The organism is Pseudonocardia adelaidensis (genome assembly GCF_039543345.1).
GTDB lineage: Bacteria > Actinomycetota > Actinomycetes > Mycobacteriales > Pseudonocardiaceae > Pseudonocardia > Pseudonocardia adelaidensis.
Genome location: NZ_BAABJO010000029.1, coordinates 88,909 through 108,832, shown reverse-complemented (window position 1 = coordinate 108,832; position 19,924 = coordinate 88,909). Strand labels below are relative to the sequence as shown.

Annotated in this window: 19 protein-coding genes; 11 read left to right on the top strand and 8 right to left on the bottom strand. The window is 73.3% G+C overall.

The annotated features are described in order from the left end of the window. Positions 1–50: 50 nt before the first annotated feature. From ABEA81_RS31005 to ABEA81_RS30980, 6 genes are read left to right on the top strand one after another with little or no spacing between them, the layout of a single operon-like run. On the top strand, positions 51–1,049 hold the full coding sequence (locus ABEA81_RS31005; protein ID WP_345609926.1) for a sensor histidine kinase: 999 nt from the start codon (positions 51–53) through the stop codon (positions 1,047–1,049). Continuing rightward, complete coding sequence (locus tag ABEA81_RS31000; RefSeq protein WP_345609924.1) at positions 1,049–1,825, top strand: LytR/AlgR family response regulator transcription factor; 777 nt, start codon at positions 1,049–1,051, stop codon at positions 1,823–1,825. Before ABEA81_RS31005 ends, ABEA81_RS31000 begins: the two co-directional genes overlap by 1 nt. Before the next feature lie 11 nt (positions 1,826–1,836). Continuing rightward, positions 1,837–2,223 (top strand): hypothetical protein, encoded by a 387-nt coding sequence (locus ABEA81_RS30995; RefSeq protein ID WP_345609923.1) that lies wholly within the window; start codon positions 1,837–1,839, stop codon positions 2,221–2,223. Next, on the top strand, positions 2,220–3,881 hold the full coding sequence (locus tag ABEA81_RS30990; RefSeq protein ID WP_345609921.1) for a sodium/solute symporter: 1,662 nt from the start codon (positions 2,220–2,222) through the stop codon (positions 3,879–3,881). The genes ABEA81_RS30995 and ABEA81_RS30990 overlap by 4 nt, the downstream gene beginning before the upstream one ends. Positions 3,882–3,892: 11 nt before the next feature. Continuing rightward, complete coding sequence (locus ABEA81_RS30985) at positions 3,893–4,918, top strand: RNA polymerase subunit sigma-70 (protein WP_345609919.1); 1,026 nt, start codon at positions 3,893–3,895, stop codon at positions 4,916–4,918. Positions 4,919–4,926: 8 nt separating this feature from the next. Continuing rightward, on the top strand, positions 4,927–5,238 hold the full coding sequence (locus ABEA81_RS30980; protein ID WP_345609917.1) for a hypothetical protein: 312 nt from the start codon (positions 4,927–4,929) through the stop codon (positions 5,236–5,238). Positions 5,239–5,252: 14 nt separating this feature from the next. Here the strand turns inward: ABEA81_RS30980 and ABEA81_RS30975 are convergent, their stop codons facing one another. The 5 genes from ABEA81_RS30975 to ABEA81_RS30955 all read right to left on the bottom strand — a co-directional run bounded on the left by ABEA81_RS30975 (position 5,253) and on the right by ABEA81_RS30955 (position 11,173). Beyond that, entirely contained in the window at positions 5,253–7,340 is a 2,088-nt protein-coding gene (locus ABEA81_RS30975) for a hypothetical protein (protein WP_345609915.1), read from the bottom strand. Positions 7,341–7,500: 160 nt separating this feature from the next. Next, complete coding sequence (locus ABEA81_RS30970; protein ID WP_345609914.1) at positions 7,501–8,943, bottom strand: GH1 family beta-glucosidase; 1,443 nt, start codon at positions 8,941–8,943, stop codon at positions 7,501–7,503. Continuing rightward, a complete protein-coding gene (locus ABEA81_RS30965) occupies positions 8,940–9,902 on the bottom strand; it encodes a pseudouridine synthase (RefSeq protein WP_345609956.1) in 963 nt (320 codons plus the stop codon). Before ABEA81_RS30965 ends, ABEA81_RS30970 begins: the two co-directional genes overlap by 4 nt. Before the next feature lie 9 nt (positions 9,903–9,911). Next, positions 9,912–10,841, bottom strand: a complete 930-nt coding sequence (locus ABEA81_RS30960; protein ID WP_345609913.1) for a helix-turn-helix domain-containing protein — start codon at positions 10,839–10,841, stop codon at positions 9,912–9,914. Positions 10,842–10,948: 107 nt separating this feature from the next. Continuing rightward, complete coding sequence (locus ABEA81_RS30955; RefSeq protein ID WP_345609911.1) at positions 10,949–11,173, bottom strand: DUF397 domain-containing protein; 225 nt, start codon at positions 11,171–11,173, stop codon at positions 10,949–10,951. Between the two features lie 110 nt (positions 11,174–11,283). On the opposite strand from ABEA81_RS30955, the gene ABEA81_RS30950 reads away from it, so the two are divergent. Continuing rightward, complete coding sequence (locus tag ABEA81_RS30950; RefSeq protein ID WP_345609908.1) at positions 11,284–11,670, top strand: hypothetical protein; 387 nt, start codon at positions 11,284–11,286, stop codon at positions 11,668–11,670. Positions 11,671–12,296: 626 nt separating this feature from the next. On the opposite strand, the gene ABEA81_RS30945 is transcribed toward ABEA81_RS30950, so the two are convergent. Continuing rightward, a complete protein-coding gene (locus ABEA81_RS30945) occupies positions 12,297–13,094 on the bottom strand; it encodes a DUF899 family protein (protein WP_345609906.1) in 798 nt (265 codons plus the stop codon). 333 nt (positions 13,095–13,427) lie between these two features. Between ABEA81_RS30945 and ABEA81_RS30940 the strand changes: the two genes are divergently transcribed. After that, complete coding sequence (locus ABEA81_RS30940; RefSeq protein ID WP_345609954.1) at positions 13,428–13,949, top strand: dihydrofolate reductase family protein; 522 nt, start codon at positions 13,428–13,430, stop codon at positions 13,947–13,949. Between the two features lie 12 nt (positions 13,950–13,961). Here the strand turns inward: ABEA81_RS30940 and ABEA81_RS30935 are convergent, their stop codons facing one another. Next, positions 13,962–15,542 (bottom strand): AMP-binding protein, encoded by a 1,581-nt coding sequence (locus ABEA81_RS30935; RefSeq protein WP_345609904.1) that lies wholly within the window; start codon positions 15,540–15,542, stop codon positions 13,962–13,964. 89 nt (positions 15,543–15,631) lie between these two features. Between ABEA81_RS30935 and ABEA81_RS30930 the strand changes: the two genes are divergently transcribed. Beyond that, complete coding sequence (locus tag ABEA81_RS30930; protein ID WP_345609902.1) at positions 15,632–16,477, top strand: PaaX family transcriptional regulator; 846 nt, start codon at positions 15,632–15,634, stop codon at positions 16,475–16,477. A 14-nt stretch (positions 16,478–16,491) separates the two neighbouring features. Here the strand turns inward: ABEA81_RS30930 and ABEA81_RS30925 are convergent, their stop codons facing one another. Next, entirely contained in the window at positions 16,492–17,733 is a 1,242-nt protein-coding gene (locus ABEA81_RS30925; protein ID WP_345609900.1) for an NAD(P)/FAD-dependent oxidoreductase, read from the bottom strand. Between the two features lie 141 nt (positions 17,734–17,874). On the opposite strand from ABEA81_RS30925, the gene ABEA81_RS30920 reads away from it, so the two are divergent. Both ABEA81_RS30920 and ABEA81_RS30915 read left to right on the top strand, forming a co-directional pair. Next, positions 17,875–18,618, top strand: a complete 744-nt coding sequence (locus ABEA81_RS30920; protein ID WP_345609898.1) for an esterase family protein — start codon at positions 17,875–17,877, stop codon at positions 18,616–18,618. A 16-nt stretch (positions 18,619–18,634) separates the two neighbouring features. Then, entirely contained in the window at positions 18,635–19,882 is a 1,248-nt protein-coding gene (locus ABEA81_RS30915) for an ATP-grasp domain-containing protein (protein ID WP_345609897.1), read from the top strand. Positions 19,883–19,924: the final 42 nt, after the last annotated feature.

Below are 19,924 nucleotides of genomic sequence, written 5' to 3'. Positions count from 1 at the left end.
CAGAGGAGTCCCGTCGCCGGTGGCGCCGGGGTCGGGGCGGTGCGGAGTCGATGGCCACCCTCGCAGAGGCACGGCGGATCGCGGCCGGCGTCCGGGGCGGGCTCGGCGGCCCGGACGCGGTCGTGGCGGCGCGCGGGCTGCGGCGCCTGCTCGAGGCGGACGCGGTGGGGCTCGCCGGCCTGAACGGCGCGCTCGCGTGGGCGGGGCGGCCGCCCGAGGACGCCGCCGCCCTCGCCGACTCGGTGCTGCGCAACGACGCCCGCGCCGCGGCCCGCGGGATCGTCGCGCTCCCGGTGCACGCGCGGGACGAGTTCGCCGGGGTGCTGGTGGTGGCGGGATCCGTGGCGTCCTCCGCCGTGCGCGAGGCGGCGCTCTGGGTGGGGGAGGCGCTCGAGCGGGCCCGCCTGGAGGAGTCCGCGGCGGTGGCCGAGCAGGCCGAGCTGCGGGCGCTGCGCGCGGAGATCTCCCCGCACTTCGTCTACAACAGCCTCACCGCGATCGCGTCGTTCGTGAAATCCGACCCGGAACGCGCCCGCGACCTCATGCTCGACTTCGCCGAGTACACCCGCCACAGCCTGGCCCGCCACGGCGACTACACCACGGTGGCCGGGGAGTTCCGGGCGATCGAGGCGTACCTGGCCCTGGCCAGGGCGGTGCTCGGGGAGCGGCTGAAGGTGCAGGTGCGCATCGCGCCGGAGATCCTGCCCGTCGCGCTGCCCTACCTCGCGCTCCAGCCGCTGGTGGAGAACGCCGTCCGGCACGGCGTCGAGCTGCCGGGCGGCAGCGGCCTGGTGCAGGTCAGTGGCGAGGCCGACGGCACCGAGTGCGTGATCGCGGTGGAGGACGACGGGCCGGGCATGGACCCGGAGTACGCGGCCGCGGTGCTGGCCGGCGAGGGCTCGCCGGGAAGCATGGGCCTGGTGAACGTCGATCGGAGGCTGCGGACGGTGTTCGGACCGGGCTACGGTCTGGTGATCGAGACGGAGGAGGGCGCGGGCACCCGGGTGCTGCTGCGGCTGCCGCGCTTCCAACCGGGGGTGGTGGTGTGATGACCCGCCGGATGCGGGTGCTCGCGGTCGACGACGTCGCGCCTGCCCTGGCGGAGCTGGCCCGGATGCTGCGCGAGTCGCCGGACGTCGGGGAGGTGGCCGAGGCGGGCGACCCGATCACGGCGCTGCGGCTGCTCCAGGCCGGCCCGCTCGACGCCGTGTTCCTGGACATCTCGATGCCCGGCATGAGCGGGCTCGAGCTGGGGTCGTTGCTCGCCAGGATGACCGATCCGCCGGTGGTCGTCTTCGTCACCGCGTACGAGGAGCACGCCGCGTCGGCCTACGGGATCGGGGCCGTGGACTACCTGCTCAAGCCGGTGAGCGCGGAACGCCTCGCCGCGGCGCTCGCCCGGGTGCGGCGGTTCGGCGCGCCGGAGACCAGCCCGGCTCCGGTTCCGGTCGACGCGCTCGCCGCCGTTCCGGTCGAGCTCGCCGGGCGCACCCGCTTCGTGCGCCGCGACGACGTGCGCTTCGTCGAGGCGCACGGCGACTACGTGCGCCTGCACACGCCCTCCGGCGCGCACCTCGTGCGGATCCCGATCTCGCGGCTCGAGGAGCACTGGGAGCACGCGGGCTTCAGCCGCGTGCACCGCAGCTACCTGCTCGCCGTACCGGCCGTCCGCGAGCTGCGCAGCGACCTGTCCGGCGGGCTGCTCGCCCACACCGACGTCGGCGACGTGCCGGTGAGCCGCCGGCACGCCCGCGAGCTGCGCGAGCACCTCCTCGAGGCCGCCACGCGGGGCGCGTTCGAGTCCCCCGACCAGCGGGCCCGATGAGGCCTGGGGCCATGAAGCAGCGGCGTCGCGTCGCGGTGACGAGCCCGCAGACCCGGGTGGCGCTGGCCGGCAGGCGCAGCGGGACGCCCGCCGCGCCACCGCACCTCGCCCCGGCCGACGCCGAGCGCGCCCGCCGCATCCACCATCGGCAGCTGCGCTACGCGCTCACGGTGCTGGGCCTGCTGTGGGCGCTGCTGCTGGGGCTGCCGGTGGTGCTCGCCGGTGCCCCCGTGCTCGATACGGTGCGGCTGGCGGGGATCCCGGTCTCGTGGATCGCGGTCGCGGTGCTGCCGTTCCCGCTGATGGCGCTGCTGGCCGGCTGGCAGCTGCGCAATGCCGAACGGGTGGAGCGCTCCACGAGACCGGCGGCGCAGGCCGGGCGCCGGGTGGTCCGGTGATCCTTGCGATCGTCCCGGTCCTGCTGCTCACGCTGCTGATCGGCGCGCGCGGGGTGGCGGCCATGCGCACCACGTCGGACTTCCTGGTGGCGTCGCGCCGGATCTCCCCGACGGTCAACGCGGCCGCCGTGTCCGGTGAGTACCTGTCCGCCGCGTCGTTCCTCGGCATCGCCGGGCTCGTCGTGAAGGACGGCGTCGGCTCGCTCTGGTACGCGGTCGGCTTCGCCGCGGGCTACGTCGCGATGCTCGCGCTCGTGGCCGCCCCGATGCGCCGCACGGGCGCGCTGACCGTGCCCGACTTCGCCGAGGCCCGGCTCGGGTCGCCCGCCCTGCGCAAGCTGTCGGCGGTGGTCGTGCTGGTGATCGGCTGCCTCTACCTGGTGCCGCAGTTCACGGCGGCCGGGCAGGTGCTGGGTGTGGTGAGCGGCAGCCCGTACTGGGTGGGCGTGGTGATCGCCGGCGCCGCCGTCAGCGTGACGCTGGCGCTCGGCGGGATGCGGGCGGCCACGTACGTGCAGGCGTTCCAGTTCGTGCTGAAGCTCGCGCTCTTCATCGTGCCGGCGATCTGGCTGGTGCTGCACGTCGGCCCGGACACGCGGCGCGACGCGCTGACCCCGGTCGAGTTCACCCGGTTCGACACGGCCACCCCCGTGCAGTTCCGGCTCGACACCACCCTCACCCTCACCGAGCCGACCGACGTGCGGGTGGCAGGCGGCCCCGACGAGGTGCTCGCGCCGGGTGCGTACGAGGTGAAGGCGGGGCAGACCTGGGAGTTCGCCGCCGGTGCCGCGGTGCCGCACGTCGGCACCGGGCCACCGGGCGGCGCCACCTGGGCGCGCCCGCTGCTCGACCCGAGCGGTCACCCGCTGCTCGCCACCTGGTCGGTGCTGGTGGCCACGGTGCTCGGCACGATGGGCCTGCCCCACATCCTGATCCGCTTCCACACCAGCCCGAACGGGCGCGGCGCCCGCCGCACGGCCGCGATCACCGTGGCGCTGCTGGGCGTGTTCTACCTGTTCCCCGCCGTCTACGGGCTGCTCGGGGCCGCGCTCCTGCCCGAGCTGTACCTCTCCGGGGGCACCGACACCGTGGTCGTCGCGCTCCCGGCCCGGGTGGACGGGGGGTTCGCGGGCACGCTGTTCACCGCGCTCCTGACGGCCGGGGCGTTCGCCGCGTTCCTGGCGACGTCGCTCGGCCTGCTGCTCGCCGTCTCCGGTGCGCTGTCCCACGACCTGGTGCCGAGCCCGCTGCGCAGGCTGCGGTTCACGCCCATCGTCGCGGCGCTCGTCGTGGTCCTGCTCGCCCTCCCGGCGGGCCGGCTCGACGTCGGCGTGCTGGTGACCTCGGCGTTCGCGGTGGCCGCTTCCACGTTCTGCCCGCTGCTCGTGCTGGGCATCTGGTGGCCACGGCTCACGGCCCGGGGCGCGATCGTCGGGATGGTCACCGGCCTGCTGGCGTCGGCGGGCGTGATCGGGATCGACCTGTTCCTCGGCGTGCCGTCGGGGCTCGCCGGGATCCTCCTCGGCCAGCCCGCGCTGTGGTCGGTGCCGCTCGCGTTCGCGACGATGGTGCTGGTCTCGCTGCGCGGCCGGCCGCCGGCGTGGGCGTCGGCGGCGATGCTGCGGCTGCACCTGGACGAGACCGAGACCGGCCGCTGAGGAGTCCGCCGATGACTTTCGACGCCCGCGCAGGTCTCACCGTCATGACGGCAGCGACAGACCCCATCTCCGCGGCGGTGGCCGCGGCCCAGGCGGGCGACCAGGCGGCGTTCGCGGCGCTCGCCGAGCCGCACCGGCGGGAACTGCACGTGCACTGCTACCGCATGCTGGGCTCGTTCACCGACGCCGAGGACATGGTGCAGGAGACCCTGCTGCGGGCCTGGCGCCGCCGCGAGACCTACGCGGGCCGCTCGACGTTCCGCGCGTGGCTCTACCGCATCGCCACCAACGCGTGCCTCGACCACCTGGAACGCCACCCGCGCCACCCCGGCTCCGTCGGTGAGGTGACCTGGCTGCAGCCGTTCCCGGACCGGCTGCTCGAGCAGGCGGCGCCGCCGGACGCCGAGCCGGACGCCGCCGTCGTAGCGCGGGAGACGATCGAGCTGGCGTTCCTCGTCGCGGTGCAGCACCTCCCGCCGCGGCAGCGGGCCGTGCTGATGCTGCGGGACGTGCTCGGATGGTCGGCCGCGGAGAGCGCCGCCGTGCTCGGCGCGAGCGTCGCGTCGGTGAACAGCGCGTTGCAGCGGGCCCGGGCCACGCTGCGCGAGCACCTGCCGCGGCGGCGCTCGGACTGGTCACCGGCCGGGCCCAGCGAGGAGGAGCGCTCCGTCCTGCGGCGGTTCGTCGACGCGTGCGAGCGCGCCGACATGCCCGCGCTCGCCTCCTTGCTGCGCGAGGACGCGGTCTTCTCGATGCCTCCTCAGCCCGAGGTGACGCGTGGCCGGGACGCGATCGTCGACCTCTGGGGCCCGGCGCTCGACCCGTCGGAGTTCGGCGAACTCCTCCTCGTGCCGGCGTGGCTGAACCGCCAGCCCGCCGCGGCGAACTACCTGCGCCGACCCGGCCACCAGGACTTCCGCGCCCTGGCGGTGGACGTCCTGCGCGTCGAGGACGGGATGATCACCGACGTCGTGTCGTTCGAGCACACGGCGGCGTTCCCCGTGTTCGACCTGCTCGGCCTCCCGGCTGCCCGGTAGGGGGAGTCGTGGATGCCGGAGACGTCGATGCGGGGCCGGTCACGTTCCTGGGCCGGCCGCTCGGCCCGTCGTTCCGGTCCCGCACCGTGACGATCCGCCCGGGTGGCGCCAGGCCCTACGTGGAGGAGGAGTGGCGGGACGCCCTGGTCGTCGTCGAGTGCGGGGCGGTGGTGGTGGAGTGCCACGCGGGCGGGCGCAGGTCCTTCGGCACCGGGGACGTCCTCTGGCTCACCGGCATGGGGGTGCGGGCGGTGCACAACGAGGGTGAGGAGAGCGCGGTGCTGGTCGCGGTGTCGCGCCGGAACGTGGACGAGCGCTGAGGGAGCCTGCGGCGCTACAGCCGGGTGAAAGCGGTGACGACCGACGTCAGTGCCTTGGCGACGGACTCGACGGCATGGGACAGCGCGGAGCTGTCGCCCGAGTCCTTCGAGTCGCCGGAGTCGCCCTTCTTGTGGCTATCCTTCTTGTCGCTGTCCTTTTTGTCCGACTCCTTGTCCGACTTCTTGTCCGACGAGGATTCGTCGCTGGACTTCTCCTTGTCGGACTTCTCGGCCTTCTCCGACTTCTTGGAGTCGGACTTGTCCTTGTCGGACTTGTCCTTGTCGGACTTGTCCTTGTCGGACTTGACCTTGTCGGACTTGACCTTGTCGGACTTGTCGGAGTCGGATTTGTCCTTGTCGGCCTTGGAGTCGGCCTTGGAGTCGGCCTTGGAGTCGGACTTGGAGTCGGACTTGGTCGAGTCGGACTTGGTCGAGTCGGACTTGGTCGAGTCCGACTCGGTGGCGGCGGGGCCGCTGCTGTCGGCGGCGGTGTCGCCTCGCGTGGTGCCGGCCTCGGGGCCAGGGGTGGCCGAACCGTCCGTAGCCGCGCTGGAGGCATCCTCCGCGGCATCCTCGGCCGCCTGCTCCGCGGTGTCGTCGGTGGGGGGCACGTCGATCACCGGCGGAAGCGGGGGGACCGGAACCTCCACGGCGGGGCCACCGTCCTCCGCGGGCGGTTGCGGCTCACCCGCGGCGGTGTCGCCCGGTGTGTCCCCGCCCGCGGGCGCCGGCGCGGCCGGTTCACCGCCGGCCGCCTGCGCCTCATCGCCCGTCGACCCGGCGCCGGGCTCCTCCGCGGTGTCGCCGCTCGGCTGGGACGGCGACTCGTCGGTGCTGCCGGAGTCGGTGCTGCCGGAGTCGGTGCTGCCGGAGTCGGTGCTGCCGGACTCGTCGGTGCCGGTGCCGGACTCGTCGTCGGACTGTCCGCTGGGCTCGCCCTCGGAGCCGCTGTCGGAGCCGGAGCCGGAGCCGGAGCCGGTGTCGGTGTCGGAGCCGGTGTCGGAGCCGGAATTCGGGGGAGGCTCGGACGGGCTCTGTGTCCCCGGGCTCCCCGATGGGGCAGGGCTCTCGGTGTCGCCGCCGGATGCGGTGCTCGGGGTACCGCCCCCCTGCGACGGGTTCTGATCGGCGCCGCCGGGGTTCTGCGACTCCGCGGCCTGGGGGCTGCCACTCTGCTGCCCGGCGTCGGGCCCGGTCGACCCGGCGTCGGGTTCCGAACCGGGCTCGCCGGCTGCCGACGGGCCTCGCTCGCCCGGGCGTCCGAGCGCCATTCCCTCGTCCTGGTCGGGGTCGGCGGGCGCCGCGAGGATGCGCGAGTCGGGGCCCTGGTCGGATCGACCCGGGGTGGCGGGCTCGTTCGCCTCGGAGGGACGACCCGGGCCGATCGACTCGGCGAGCTGCCGCTGCTCGCGCGCGAGGTTCTCCTGGCCCTCGGCCGGCCGGACGCGCGGCAGGTTCGCGGCGGCGGCGTCGATCTGGCGCGCGGCCTCGTCGGGCCGGCCCGCACGCAACGCCGCTCGTGCCTGCTGCAGGTGGTCGTTCACCGCGATCGCGGCCTCGACCGATCGCGCCCGCTCGGCGTAGAACACCTTCGAGACCGGCCAGAGGACGCTGCCCGGTTCGGCGTCGGAGGCGCCGACCGCCACGCCCGAGGTGGCGAGGGCGATGAGGGCGGCCGCGACCCCGAGCCGCCGCGCGTAGGGGGTGAGACTCGCCACCCGGTGCCGTCCGGATCGCAGCGGGGTGACGGTGGCCTCGGCGGGCTCGTCGGGGTGCTCGGGCGCGGAAACGCCGGCGTCGGTTCCGGCGATGGGACCGGTCGTGGGCGCGGCCGGGGAGCCGGAGGCGGGACCGGCCGCGATGGCCTCGGGCCGGACCTCGGCGACCCAGGCGGCGAGCATCGCGACGAGCTCGTCCTCGGTGCCGCGGGCCGATGGGGGCACATCGCGCGGGGCGACGAGACCTGCGGCCAGCCGTTCGACGAAGTCGTTGTCGGCACGCAGGGCCGCGACGTCGAGCGGGTGCTCCGTGTCGTGGGACGGGGAACCGTGGTTCTCGGCGCCGCCGCCGTCGGGGAGATCGTTCTCGTCTCCGAGCCGCACCCCGACCTCCGTTCTCGTGGGTGGTGCCGGCCGGCCGGGCAACCGGCGACAAGACTACCCCGGTCGCGGTTGCGGCCGGGGTGGTCCCGTGAATGAGTCGTTCGCAAGGCGCCAGGTGTTTCGCGCCCACGAACTTTCGGCCTACTTTCGGGCCCGGCGCTCAGCCGGGAAGCGCGTTGCGCCGGATCACCTCGGCGAAGAACAGGGCGCTGTCCTTCGGGGTGCGGGCGTGCGTGGCGTAGTCGACGTGGACGATCCCGAAGCGCTTGGCGTAGCCCCACGCCCACTCGAAGTTGTCCAGCAGGGACCACACGTAGTACCCGGTGACCGGCGCGCCCGCCTCGATAGCGGCGTGCACGGCAGCCAGGTGATCGCGCAGGTACTCGACGCGCTCGGTGTCGACGATCCGGCCGTCGGGCTCGACCACGTCCGGGAATGCGGCGCCGTTCTCGGTGACGAGCAGGTCCAGGCCGGGGGCCTCCCGGGCGACGCGGAGCAGCAGCTCGGTGAGCCCGCGCGGGTCGATGCTCCACCCCATGTCGGTCTTGGGCCCGTGCTGGATCGGGAACTCGACGTCGTCGCACGCGATCCACGGGGTGGCGGCGCCGTCGCCGTGGCCGTCGGCGTTCTCCTTGGGACGCTCGCGCGTCCAGTGCCGCACGTGGGTGGGGGAGTAGTAGTTGACGCCGACCGCGTCGATCCGCGAGGAGACGACGTCGAGGTCGCCGTCCTGCACGAAGGACCAGTCCGTCACGCCCGCGGTGTCGGCCTGGACGTCGGCCGGGTAGCGACCGTGCAGCACCGGGTCGAGGAACACCCGGTTCTGCAACCCGTCGACCCGGCGGGCCGCATCGGCATCCAGCGGCGTGTCGGGCCGCTCGGGGCATACCCAGGCGAGGTTCAGCGTGATCGCCACCCGGGCGGCGGGCGCCGCGCGGCGGATCGCCTCCGTCGCGAGCCCGTGGGCCAGGTTGAGGTGGTGGACGGCGGTGAGCGCGGCCGCGGGGTCGGTGCGGCCGGGAGCGTGCACCCCGCTGGCGTAACCCAGGTACGCGCTGCACCACGGCTCGTTCAGCGTGATGAAGAGCGGCACGCGGTCGCCCAGCGCCGCGGCCACCACCTCCGCGTACTCGCCGAACCGCTCGGCGGTGCGCCGCGCCGTCCAGCCGCCCGCGTCCTCGAGCGCCTGCGGGAGGTCCCAGTGGTAGAGCGTGATCGACGGGCTGATCCCGTGCGCGAGCAGCTCGTCCACCAGGTCGGAGTAGAAGCCGATCCCCTCGGCGTTGACGGGGCCGAGCTCGTCGGGGGTGACCTGGGGCGTGATCCGGGGCCACGACACGGAGAACCGGTACGAGGTGAGCCCGAGCCGGGCCATCAGCGCGACGTCGTCGCGGAAGCGGTGGTAGTGGTCGACGGCGACGTCCCCGGTGTCACCGCGGGCGACGCGCCCAGGGGTGTGGGAGAACGTGTCCCAGATCGACGGGGTGCGCCCGCCCTCCGCGGCCGCCCCTTCGATCTGGTACGCGGCGGTGGCGGAGCCCCACAGGAACCCCTGCGGGAAGCGCGTCGCGCCGGTTTTCGTGCTGGACTGCGTCGTGGTCACGTCCGTCCTTCTGTTCTCGCTGATGCCCACTCCTCGTACGACGTCCACGCCTGCAGCTCGAGTCGGGTGGTGAACCTGCGCAGCGCTCCGCTGAACGGGTCGCGGAACTCCAGGCTCGACGCCAGCAGTTGCAGGGGGCGGCTGAAGTCGTCGAGCGGCTTCTCCGTGAGCACGGGGAAGAAGTCGTCGCCGAGGATGGGGACGTCGAGCCCGTTCATGTGCACCCGGAGCTGGTGGGTCCGGCCCGTCTCGGGCAGGAGCCGGTAGCGTGCGAGCCCGTCCCGGTGCGCCAGCAGTTCGACGTGTGTGATGGCGTTGACCGGACCCGCCTCCTCGTACGCGCGGATCACGCCGCGGTCCTTGACGATCCGGCTGCGGACGGTGCGGGGCAGGGCCAGCGCCGGGTCGTACCGGGCGACCGCCTCGTAGGTCTTGCGGACGTGTCGGTCGCGGAACAGAGTCTGGTAGGCCCCGCGCCGCTCCCGGTGCACCACGAACATGAGCAGGCCCGCCGTGGGCCGGTCCAGCCGGTGGGCCGGGGAGAGCGTCGGCAGGTCGAGCTCCCGCCGTAGCCGCACGAGCGCGGTCTCCAGGATGTGGCTCCCGCGCGGGATCGTGGCGAGGAAGTGCGGCTTGTCGACGACGAGCAGGTGGTCGTCGCGGTGCACGATCCCGATCTCGAACGGCACCGGTGCCTCGTCGGGGAGGTCGCGGTGGAACCAGAGGAACTCCTCCGGCACGAACGGGGCGTCCGGCGCGAGCGGCCCGCGGCGGTCGACGATGCGCTCCTCCCGGAGCATCGCGTCGATCCGCGAGGGGTCGACCCGCGGGAGCCGCTCGACCAGGTGGTCGCGCATGGTGGCCCAGCGCGGGCCCTCGGGGGACAACGCCGGCGTCCGCAGCCGCACGGGATCGAGGCCGTGCCGCTGCGGAAGCGGCGAGGTCAACTTGCGTCTGATGCCGGTGCCCTAGATCTCCGCGCGGATCCTGGTGAGGATCTCCTCGGTGCGGTCCGGCTGCTCCACCTGCGCGCACAGGCGGTCCATCACCGCGGCGTAGTGCTCCACGTCGGAACGCTTGTCCAGGTAGAGCGCGCTGGTGAGCTGCTCCAGGTAGACGATGTCGGGGAGGTCCGGCTCGGCGAACCGCAGGATCGCGAACGGGCCGCCGGCCGCGGCGTGGCCGCCGTAGGAGAACGGCGCCACCTGCAGGGAGATGTTGGGCAGCTCGTTCATCTCGATCAGGTGCGTGAGCTGCGCGCGGCTCTGCTCGGGGCCCATCAGCGAGCGGCGCAGGGCAGCCTCGTCGACCACGGCCCACAGGGTGGGCGCGTTCGGGCCGGTGAGCAGCTTCTGACGCAGCATCCTCAGCTCGACGCGCCGCTCGACCTCCACCGGGTCGGTGTGGCCGAGCATCGTGACGGCACGGGCGTAGTCGCGGGTCTGCAACAGCCCGGGCACGAACTGGAGCTCGTAGTTCCGGATCACCGACGAGGCCTGCTCGAGCCCGAGGTAGGTCTCGAACCAGCTCGGCAGCAGGTCGGAGTACCGGTGCCACCAGCCGGGGGTGTTGGCCTGGCGGGCCAGGTCGAGGAACTGCGCCCGCTCCGCGGCGTCCCGCACGCCGTAGCAGGTGAGCAGGTCGGCGACGTCGCGTTCCTTGAACCCGACCCGCCCCAGCTCGAGCCTGCTGATCTTGGCGGGCGAGGCGCGGATCGCCTCGCCCGCGCGCTCGCGGGTGACACCCGCGGCCTCACGCTTGCGCCGCAGCGCCCCACCGAGCCCGATGCGGAGCACGGTGGGGCCCGTGGGGGCTCCCTTCGGCGCGCCGGCGCCGGCACGGTCGAGGGTGGACTGGTCGAATGACCCGGACTCCGCGTCGTCGGGCACGACGATCATCAGGTTCCCCCGGGAGTGTGGCTTGGGTGCGTTCGCGTGCGCACTGTAGTGAGCACACTCACTCTGCCGTGCATCGGCACGTACGGCAAGCGTGCGCAGATGCGCGTTCAGCAGGCGAGGTCGTCCAGCTCCCCACTCCTCGCGGCCAGCACGAAGGCCGCCACCGCGGCCCGGGTGCCGACGAGCACCGGGCCCGCCGGGAAGCGTGAGTTGCGCAGCGCGACGTTCCCACCTGCGAGTACTGCCAGTTCGACGCAGTTTCCACTGGGGTTGCTCGCCGTGCTCTTGCGCCACTGCACGGTCTCGTAGTTCTCTGTCAATGCGAGTTGCACGTGCAGATGCTCATGCACTGGCACTTGCGGATGCAAGTTAGGAGGGCCACGATCAGTGCGACAAGCGCCACCCGGCCGGGTGTGCGCGGCCGGTGGAACGGGGGAGCGCCATGAGTTACTCCTGGGGGGCGAGCCACGGCTCGGCGCGCACGGGCGGTGTCGGGCTCGATCGCGCGGGGGTCACCGTTCACGGCGCGGGTGCGCCATACCGTCCGGCCGAGGCACCGGGCCCCCTGCCCGCGGGCCGCAACAGCAGCCCCGTCGACCCCAGCGACGGCATGCCGGAGCAGCAGCGCGTCGCCGACGAGCTGGCACCGATGGTGGAGGTGTGGCAGCGGCTGCTCGCGCAGCACGTCCCCGACCGCGCCGGCCGCTGCCGCACCTGCACCAAGGGAGGCACCGGCCTGCCCACCACCCCCTGGCCGTGCGTGATCCACGGGATCGCCGACATGGCCCGCCGCTCCTACGACGCACAGCGCAGCCCGGCGGCCTCGTAGGCCGTCCGGCGTCGGGCATGCCCGCCCGCGCCCGGACCCCGCCCCGGCGATCACCACACCCCCGCCGGGTGCCGGGCGCCTCCAGCGGGCCGTCCCCCGAGCCGCGGCCGCGGACCGTCAGCGCAGCCGGTCCGCGGTCGCATGCCTCACCCGATGGGGGAGGTGTGCTCACGGAGTGCGCTCGCCGGCATCGGGTGTCGGGTGCCTTCTGGGGGCCCGGCCCCCAGACCCCCGGCCGGAGGGCTTCGCCCCCGGACCCCCATCGCTGTGGTTGGGTCGGCGCCGCTGCTGATCGTGTGGTTGTTCTCGCCGGACGGTCGGTTGCTCGTGGAGTGCGCTTGCCGGCATCGGGTGTCGGGTGCCTTCTGGGGGCCCGGCCCCCAGACCCCCGGCCGGAGGGCTTCGCCCCCGGACCCCCATCGCTGTGGTTGGGTCGGCGCCGCTGCTGATCGTGTGGTTGTTCTCGCCGGACGGTCGGTTGCTCGTGGAGTGCGTTCGCCTGCATCGGGTGTTGCACCCTGATCCGCCGTATCGGTTGTCCACGGCTGTGGCGACAGCCGCGGACAACCGCCAGTTGCGATCTTCGCCGGCGCCGGCCGGTGCGGCTTGCGGCCGCACCGCTGGCGTCAGTGGTGACGGTGGGGCTCGGCCGTCACCGCTCCGGCGCCGGGACGGGTCCACTGAACGGTGGGCCGCCCGCCGGTCCAGTTGTTCCCGGCGCCGTCTTCGTGGCTGCGCCAGAACCAGCCGGGGTTCTTGCCTTCGGGCCAGCCCTCGGGGTAGTCCTGCCAGGCCTCCATGCGGCCGCGGGCGGTCATGTCGAGGAGGGCGAGCGCGGGCATCGTCGCCTCGGCACCCCTGCCGGTGACGGTGTTCGTGAGGAACACCCGGTCGCCATCGCGCAGGAAGCACACCCACGTCCCGAAGTCGTCGCCGCTCACGATGTCGTCGTCGACGTCGGCCACGGAGTACCAGTGGTGGGGGTAGCCCATGAAGTCGACGAACGGCGCGAGCTCGGGATGAGGCGCCTTGGCGAACACGGCGAACGAGACGCCCCGCGCGTGGAGGTAGGCCGGGTTCTGCACGGCGAAGTAGGTCAGGGTGCAGCCCTCGCACTGGTTCTCGAAGGGCTCGCCCAGGTGCCACATGTGCTTGTAGACGACGAGCTCCTCGCGCCCGTCGAACAGGTCGAGGAGGGTGGTCGGCCCCTCCGGTCCGACCACCGTGATGGTTGCGTCGACCTCCGTCATCGGGAGCCGGCGGCGGGCCGCGGCGATCGCATCGCCCTCTCGGGTGTGCGCCTTCTCGCGCACCAGTAGCTCGTCGCGGGCGGCCTGCCAGGCCGCCCTGTCGACGATCGGGGGCACGGCGGACGCAGCCGGCTCCTCGTGCTGGGTCCTGCGGTTCTCGTGGGTGCTGGTCATGCTTGATCCCTTGCTCGGACGGGGCGTCGACAGTGCTGACTCGCGCGCCTGTCGAAAGTCATCGGTCGGCTGCTCGCGGGGTTCGCCCGCGGCGCTCGGGTGTGCTGTCCCTCGGTATGGCGGAGGTCGCTCATCCGTAGCGCGCGATCGCCTGCGTCACGTCGTCCCACGACCAGCCCACGTCAACCGCGAGCTGCGGCGCTTCACCGGGCCCACGCCCACGGAGTACCTCGAGCTGCGTCGCCGTTTCGCGGCCGAGCATCCCGACAACGCCCTGGACGTCGGGTTGCTGCCGCCCGAGTGATCGCAGGTGCGATCTTCTACAAGGTGGTCATGCAGACGATCGTGTCCGTCGACGGGTTCGTCGCCACCGAGGACGACCGGGTGGGGCCGCTGTTCGATCGGTCGGGCGCCGGCGACACAACGCTGTACGAGAACGGCCCGCTCGTCAGCGCGCAGTCCCGCGACTACTACCGGCCGATGCTCGACGCGATCGGCGCACTGGTCGTCGGCCGGCACGTCTTCGCCATGACCGGCGGCTCGGGAGGCAAGGCGCCCGCCGGAGACCACTGCGTGGTGGTCTCCCACCGGCCGGCACCCGAGCGCCGGGATCCCACTGCGCCGTTCCACTTCGTCGACGACGTGACCGATGCCGTGCGCCTCGCCCGGGAACTCGCCGGTGACCGCACCGTCTCGATCGCTGCGGGCGACGTCGGCGGGCAGATCTTCGCGGCCGGGCTCGTCGACGAGGTCGCGCTCGACGTGGTGCCGGTGGTGTTCGACAGGGGCAAGCGCTACTTCGGCCCGCTCCAGGGTGACCGCGTCCTCCACCCGCGATTCCGGGTCCGCAGGTGACCCCCTCTCGCGTCAGGCGCTCTCCCGTCCGGCCGCCTGCTCCCGCAGTACGAAGCGTTGCAGCTTGCCCGTGCTCGTGCGGGGGAGCTCGGCGACGAACCGCACGATGCGCGGGTACTTGTAGGGCGCGATCGTCTGCTTCACGTGGTCCTGCAGCGCCGCCGCGTCGCGCACGCCGCCCTCGCGGAGCACGACGTACGCCGTGACGAGCGCGCCGCGCTCCTCGTCGGGCGTGGCCACCACCGCGCAGTCCACGACGTCCGGATGCCCCAGCAGCGCCTGCTCCACCTCCGGCCCGGAGATGTTGTAGCCGGACGAGACGATCATGTCGTCGCTGCGTGCGAGGTAGGTGAAGTAGCCGTCGGTGTCGCGGACGTAGGTGTCGCCGGTGAAGTTCCAGCCGTGGCGCACGTAGTTGCCCTGCCGGTCGCCGTCGAGGTAGCGGCAGCCGGTCGGCCCCTTCACGGCGAGGTTGCCCGGGGTGCCGTCCGGCACCGGCCGGCCGTCGTCGTCGAGCACGGCGGCGCGGTAGCCGGGCACCGCGCGGCCCGTGGTGCCGGGGCGGATGTCGTCGTCGGCGGCGGAGATGAACACGTGCAGCATCTCGGTGGACCCGATGCCGTCGATGATCCGCAGGCCGGTGGCCTCGTGCATCGCGTGCCACACCGCGGCGGGCAGCGTCTCGCCCGCCGAGACCAGCCGCCGCATGCCGGCCAGCCGGTCGGCCTTGCCGGCCGCGAGGATCGCCCGGTACGCGGTGGGTGCGGTGAAGAGCACGGTGGCGCCGTGCTCGGCCACGGCGTCGGCGAGCTGGGGCGGGGTGACGCGCTCCAGCAGCAGCATGGAGGCCCCGGCGCGGAGCGGGAAGACCACCAGCCCGCCGAGCCCGAACGTGAACGCGATCGGCGGGGTGCCGGTCACGACGTCGGACGGCCGGATCCGCACCACGTGCCGGGAGAAGGTGTCGGCGATCGCGAGCACGTCGCGGTGGAAGTGCATGGTGGCCTTCGGGCGGCCGGTGGTGCCGGAGGTGAAGGCCAGCAGCGCCACGTCGTCGGCGGCCGTGTCCACCGGCGTGAAGCCGCCGTCGTGCGCCTCGCACCTGCCGGCGAGGTCGCCATCGCCCCCGTACGTGAGGGTGCGCAGTTCCGGTGGCACGTCGTCGACGAAACGGTGGTGGACGAGCGCGAGCGACGGCCGCGCGAGCTCGCAGATCGTGTCGAGCTCGGTGCGCCGCAACATCGGCATCGTGGCGACCGCGACGCCGCCGGCCAGCAGCACCCCGAGCCAGCAGGCCACCTGCCACGGCTCGTTCGGCCCGCGCAGGAGCACCCGGTTGCCCGGCACCAGCCCGAGGTCCTCGGTGAGCACGGCGGCCACCTGGGCGGCACGGTGGCGCACCTCGCCGTAGGTCCACGCGATGCCGGACCCCCGCACGCAGGGGCGCTCGCCGGGCGGCCCGGCGAGCAGCTCGCGCGCGGCGTTGAGCTGCTCCGGGTACTGCAGCTCCGGCAGCTCGAAGGTGAGCTCGGGCCACTGGTCTCGGGGCGGCAGGTGATCGCGGCAGAACGGGTCCGTGTGGGCGCTGGCCATGGCGGAACCTCCCGCGTCCGAGTATGGCGCTTTGCTGACGAGAGTCAACACTCCGCAATGTAGCGCGCCTGCAGGCGTATGGTGTTGACGTGACCGCCGTCACGAACCCAGCCGGCGCGACAGCCCAACCCCGGCAGCTGATCGTCACGCTCTACGGGCTGTACGCCCGCGAGGGCGGCGGCTGGCTGTCCGTGGCGGCGCTGGTGCGGCTCCTCGCTGGGCTCGGGGTGGAGGAACCGGCAGTGCGCTCGTCGATATCCCGGCTCAAGCGCCGCGGGCTGCTGGCCGCCGAACGCAGGGCGGGCAGCGCGGGCTACGCGCTCACGCCTGCCGCGCGGCAGATCCTCGACGACGGCGACGCGCGGATCTTCGGCCGGCGGCGCGCCACCGCGGCGGACGGCTGGGTGCTGGTGGTGTTCTCCGTGCCGGAGTCCGAGCGTGACAAGCGCCACCTGTTGCGCAGCAGGCTCGCCCGCCTCGGGTTCGGCACGGTGGCGCCCGGGGTGTGGATCGCGCCGGGCCACGTCGCGGGCGAGGCGGCGGACGCCCTGGGCCGGCTGGGCCTGGACGGCTACGTGCAGCTCTTCCGCTGTGATCATCTCGGTGACCGGCTCGGCGGGCGGCCTGCGCAGGTGCGCGAGTGGTGGGACCTCGACGCCCTGTGCGGCCGGTACGCGGCGTTCCTCGACCGGCACGGCCCCGTGCGGGCGCGCTGGGCGCGACGGCGCCGTCCGGACCCGGAACGGGCCTTCGCCGACTACGTCGCGCTGGTCACCGACTGGCGGGAGCTGCCGTACGCCGACCCCGGCCTCCCGCTCGCGGTGCTCCCGCGGGGGTGGAACGGGGTGGCGGCCGCCGGGCTCTTCGCGGACCTCGGGGACCGGCTGTCCGGGCCGGCCCGCGGGCACGCCCGCGCGCTGATCGCCGGCGAATGAGCTGCGATGCCGCGTCAGAGCTCCGCGAGGGGGACCCCGGGGTCGGCCAGCCGGGCCGGGTCGACCTGCGCGCCGGAGCGGACGAGTCGCTCGATGTCCTCGGTGACGTCCCAGACGTTGACGTTCATCCCGGCCAGCACGCGGCCGTCCGCGAGCCAGAAGGCGATGAACTCGCGGCCCGAGACGTCGCCGCGGAACACCACCTGGTCGTACTGCCCCGGCTCGGCGTGGCCGGTGTACTCCATGCCGAGGTCGTACTGGTCGGTGAAGAAGTAGGGCACGCGGTCGTACCCGACGTCCTGGCCGAGCATCGAGCGGGCGGCGGCCGGGCCGCCGTCGAGCGCGTTCTGCCAGTGCTCGACCCGGATCCGGCGCCCGAGCAGCGGGCTCTCGACGTTCGCCACGTCGCCCGCGGCGTAGACGTCCGGGTCGGAGGTGCGCAGTGCCGCGTCGACGAGCACCCCGTCGTCGACCGCGAGCCCGGCGGCCTGCGCCAGCTCGACGGCCGGGGTGATGCCGACACCGACGACGACCACGTCGGCGGGCACCGACGAGCCGTCGTCGAGCGTCACCGACGCCACCCGGCCACCCGAGCCGACGATCTCGCGCACGCCGGTGCCCAGGCGCAGGTCCACCCCGTGCTCGGCGTGCAGGTCGGCGAACACCTGCGCGACCTCGTCGCCGAGCACCCGGCGCAGGGGCAGCGTGTCGAGCTCGACGAGCGTGACGGCGGCGCCGTGCGTGCGGGCCGCGGCCGCGACCTCCAGGCCGATCCAGCCACCCCCGACGACGACCACGCGCGCGCCCTCGACGAGCACGCCCCGCAACGCGTCCGAGTGCTCGATGCGGCGCAGGTAGTGGACCCCCTCGAGGTCGGCGCCCGGCACCGGCAGCGTGCGGACCACCGAGCCCGTGGTGAGCAGCAGCTCGTCGTATCCCAGCTGCTCCCCGGTCGAGAGCGTGACGGTGTGCGCCACGGGGTCGAGCGACTCGGCCCGGACCCCGGTGCGCAGCTCGATGTTCTGCTTGTCGTACCACGTGCGGTCGTGCACGAACGCCGTGTCGCGCTCGTCGCTGCCCAGCAGGTAGCCCTTCGACAACGGCGGTCGCTCGTACGGGGGTTCGGGCTCCTCGCCGACGAGGACCACCCGCCCGGTGAACCCCTCCTCGCGCAGCGTCTCCGCCGCCTTCGCGCCCGCGAGGCTCGCGCCGACGACGACGAAGGTGCGGCTGTCCTGGGCGGTCGATCCGGTCATGGCTCACCTGCCGTGCCTCGGGTGCCGAGCCGTCCCATTCGAGCACGGGAACCCGCCCCCTGCCACCGGAGTGCCGGACCGGCTGGGGCCGCCGGCCGGAGCGGCTCCGCGAAGCCCCGATCGTGGCTACGATCCCGAAGGGTGAGGCGGCGCAGCATCGACCTGTGGTCGCCTGCGATCGGCTCCTCCGGCACAGTCATCGCGTACGGCCACTGGGGGCGTCCCGTGCTGGCGTTCCCCGCCGAGGCGGGCCGGGCGGGCGACCTCGAGGCGCACGGCATGGTCGACGCGGTCGCCGACCTGATCGACGCCGGCCGCGTCAAGCTCTACTGCGTGGACAGCTACGACTCCCGGTCCTGGTCGGACCGCGAGATCCCCCTCGAGGAGCGCGCCCGGCGCCACGACGCGTACGAGTCCTGGGTCGTCGACCAGGTGGCGCCCTGGATCCACGAGGACTGCGGTGGCCCGCTCCCGATCCTCACCACCGGACCCAGCATGGGTGCCTTCCACGCCGCGAACACCACGCTGCGCCGCGGCCACGTCTTCCCCCAGGCCCTCTGCCTCTCGGGCAACTACGACATGAGCGGCCTGTACGGGTGGGGTGAGCGGGGCGACGCGTTCTACTTCCACAACCCGATCGACTACGTCGGCGGGCTGCACGGCGACCGCCTGCAGTGGCTGCGGGGGCAGGTGCACCTCGTCCTGGTCGTCGGGCAGGGGATGTGGGAGGACACCACCGGCGCGGAGGCGAGCACCCGGCGGTTGGCCGGCCTGCTCGCGGAGAAGGGCATCCCGCACGAGCTGGACGTGTGGGGGCACGACGTGGCCCACGACTGGCCGTGGTGGCGCCGCCAGCTCGCGCACCACCTGCACCGTCTGACCTGAGCGAAGGGGGAGGGCCATGGACCGACATCTGATCGGGCTGCTGCTCGGCACCGAGGAGGACTGGCCCACCGCCTTCGAGACGATCGTGCGCAGGATGGGCCCGATCCGCGCCGGGGCAGGCGAGGAGCACGGCTTCGACGTCGAGCGGATCACCATCGAGCCGTTCGACCTGCGGGCCAGGCCCCGGTACGACCTCGTCATCGACCGGCTCGCCTACTGGTACTACGTCCCGCGCGAGTGGCTCAAGAAGATCGCGTTGATGGACGACGTCTACCTGCTCAACAGCCCGTTCACGTTCCAGTCCATGGAGAAGCACGCCGCGTACTGCGCGATGATGCGGCTCGGGCTCAAGGTGCCCGACACCGTGCTCGTGCCCTTCAAGGACCCGCCCGACCACGCCAAGTTCGCCTACACCGCCTCCCGGTACAACCAGCCCTTCGACCTCGAGGCCATCGCCGACCGCATGGGCTACCCGTTGTTCATGAAGCCCTACGACGGCGGGGCCTGGGTCGGCGTCACCCGCATCACCGACCGGGACACCCTGCGCGCGGCCTACGACGCCTCCGGGCAGCGGCTGATGCACCTGCAGAAGGCGGTGGAGGGCTACGACGTTTTCGCCCGGTCGCTCTCGATCGGCGCGGAGACGATGGTGATGAAGTTCCGCCCCGAGCTGCCCATGCACGACCGCTACGCGGTGGACCACGAGTTCCTCGGCCCGGAGATCGGCGACGAGGTCGTCACGATCTCGCGCTTGATCAACGCGTTCTTCCGGTGGGAGTTCAACTCCTGCGAGAACCTGGTCTCCGGCACGCAGGTGCACCCGATCGACTACGCGAACGCCTGCCCGGACGTCGCGCTGACATCGCTGCACTACTACTTCCCGTGGGCGATGACCGCTCTCGTGCGGTGGTCGGTGTTCTCCGTGGTGACCGAACGCAGACCGCGCCTCGACCTGAGCATGGCGAGCTACTTCGCGATCGCCGACCGCGAGGACCTGACCTATCGCGAGAAGCTCGCGGCCTACCGCAAGCTCGCCGACGAGTACTTCGACACCGACCGCTACTTCGACTTCTGCGAGAGCAGGATGGGCCACATCGGGGACGTCGTGCTGGAGTGGGTCGACAGCCCCGACTTCGACGCGCTGCTCGTCGAGACCGTCCGCTCCACCTACCCTCCCGAGGAGCACGAGCGGTTCGTCGCGCACTTCCGCGGGCTCGTCGGGCTGTGGGTGCGGGACACGAAGGCGGCCACGCAGCCGGCGTAGCGCCGGGGCCCGGGCTGCGGCTCAGGCCGCCACCTCGGCGGC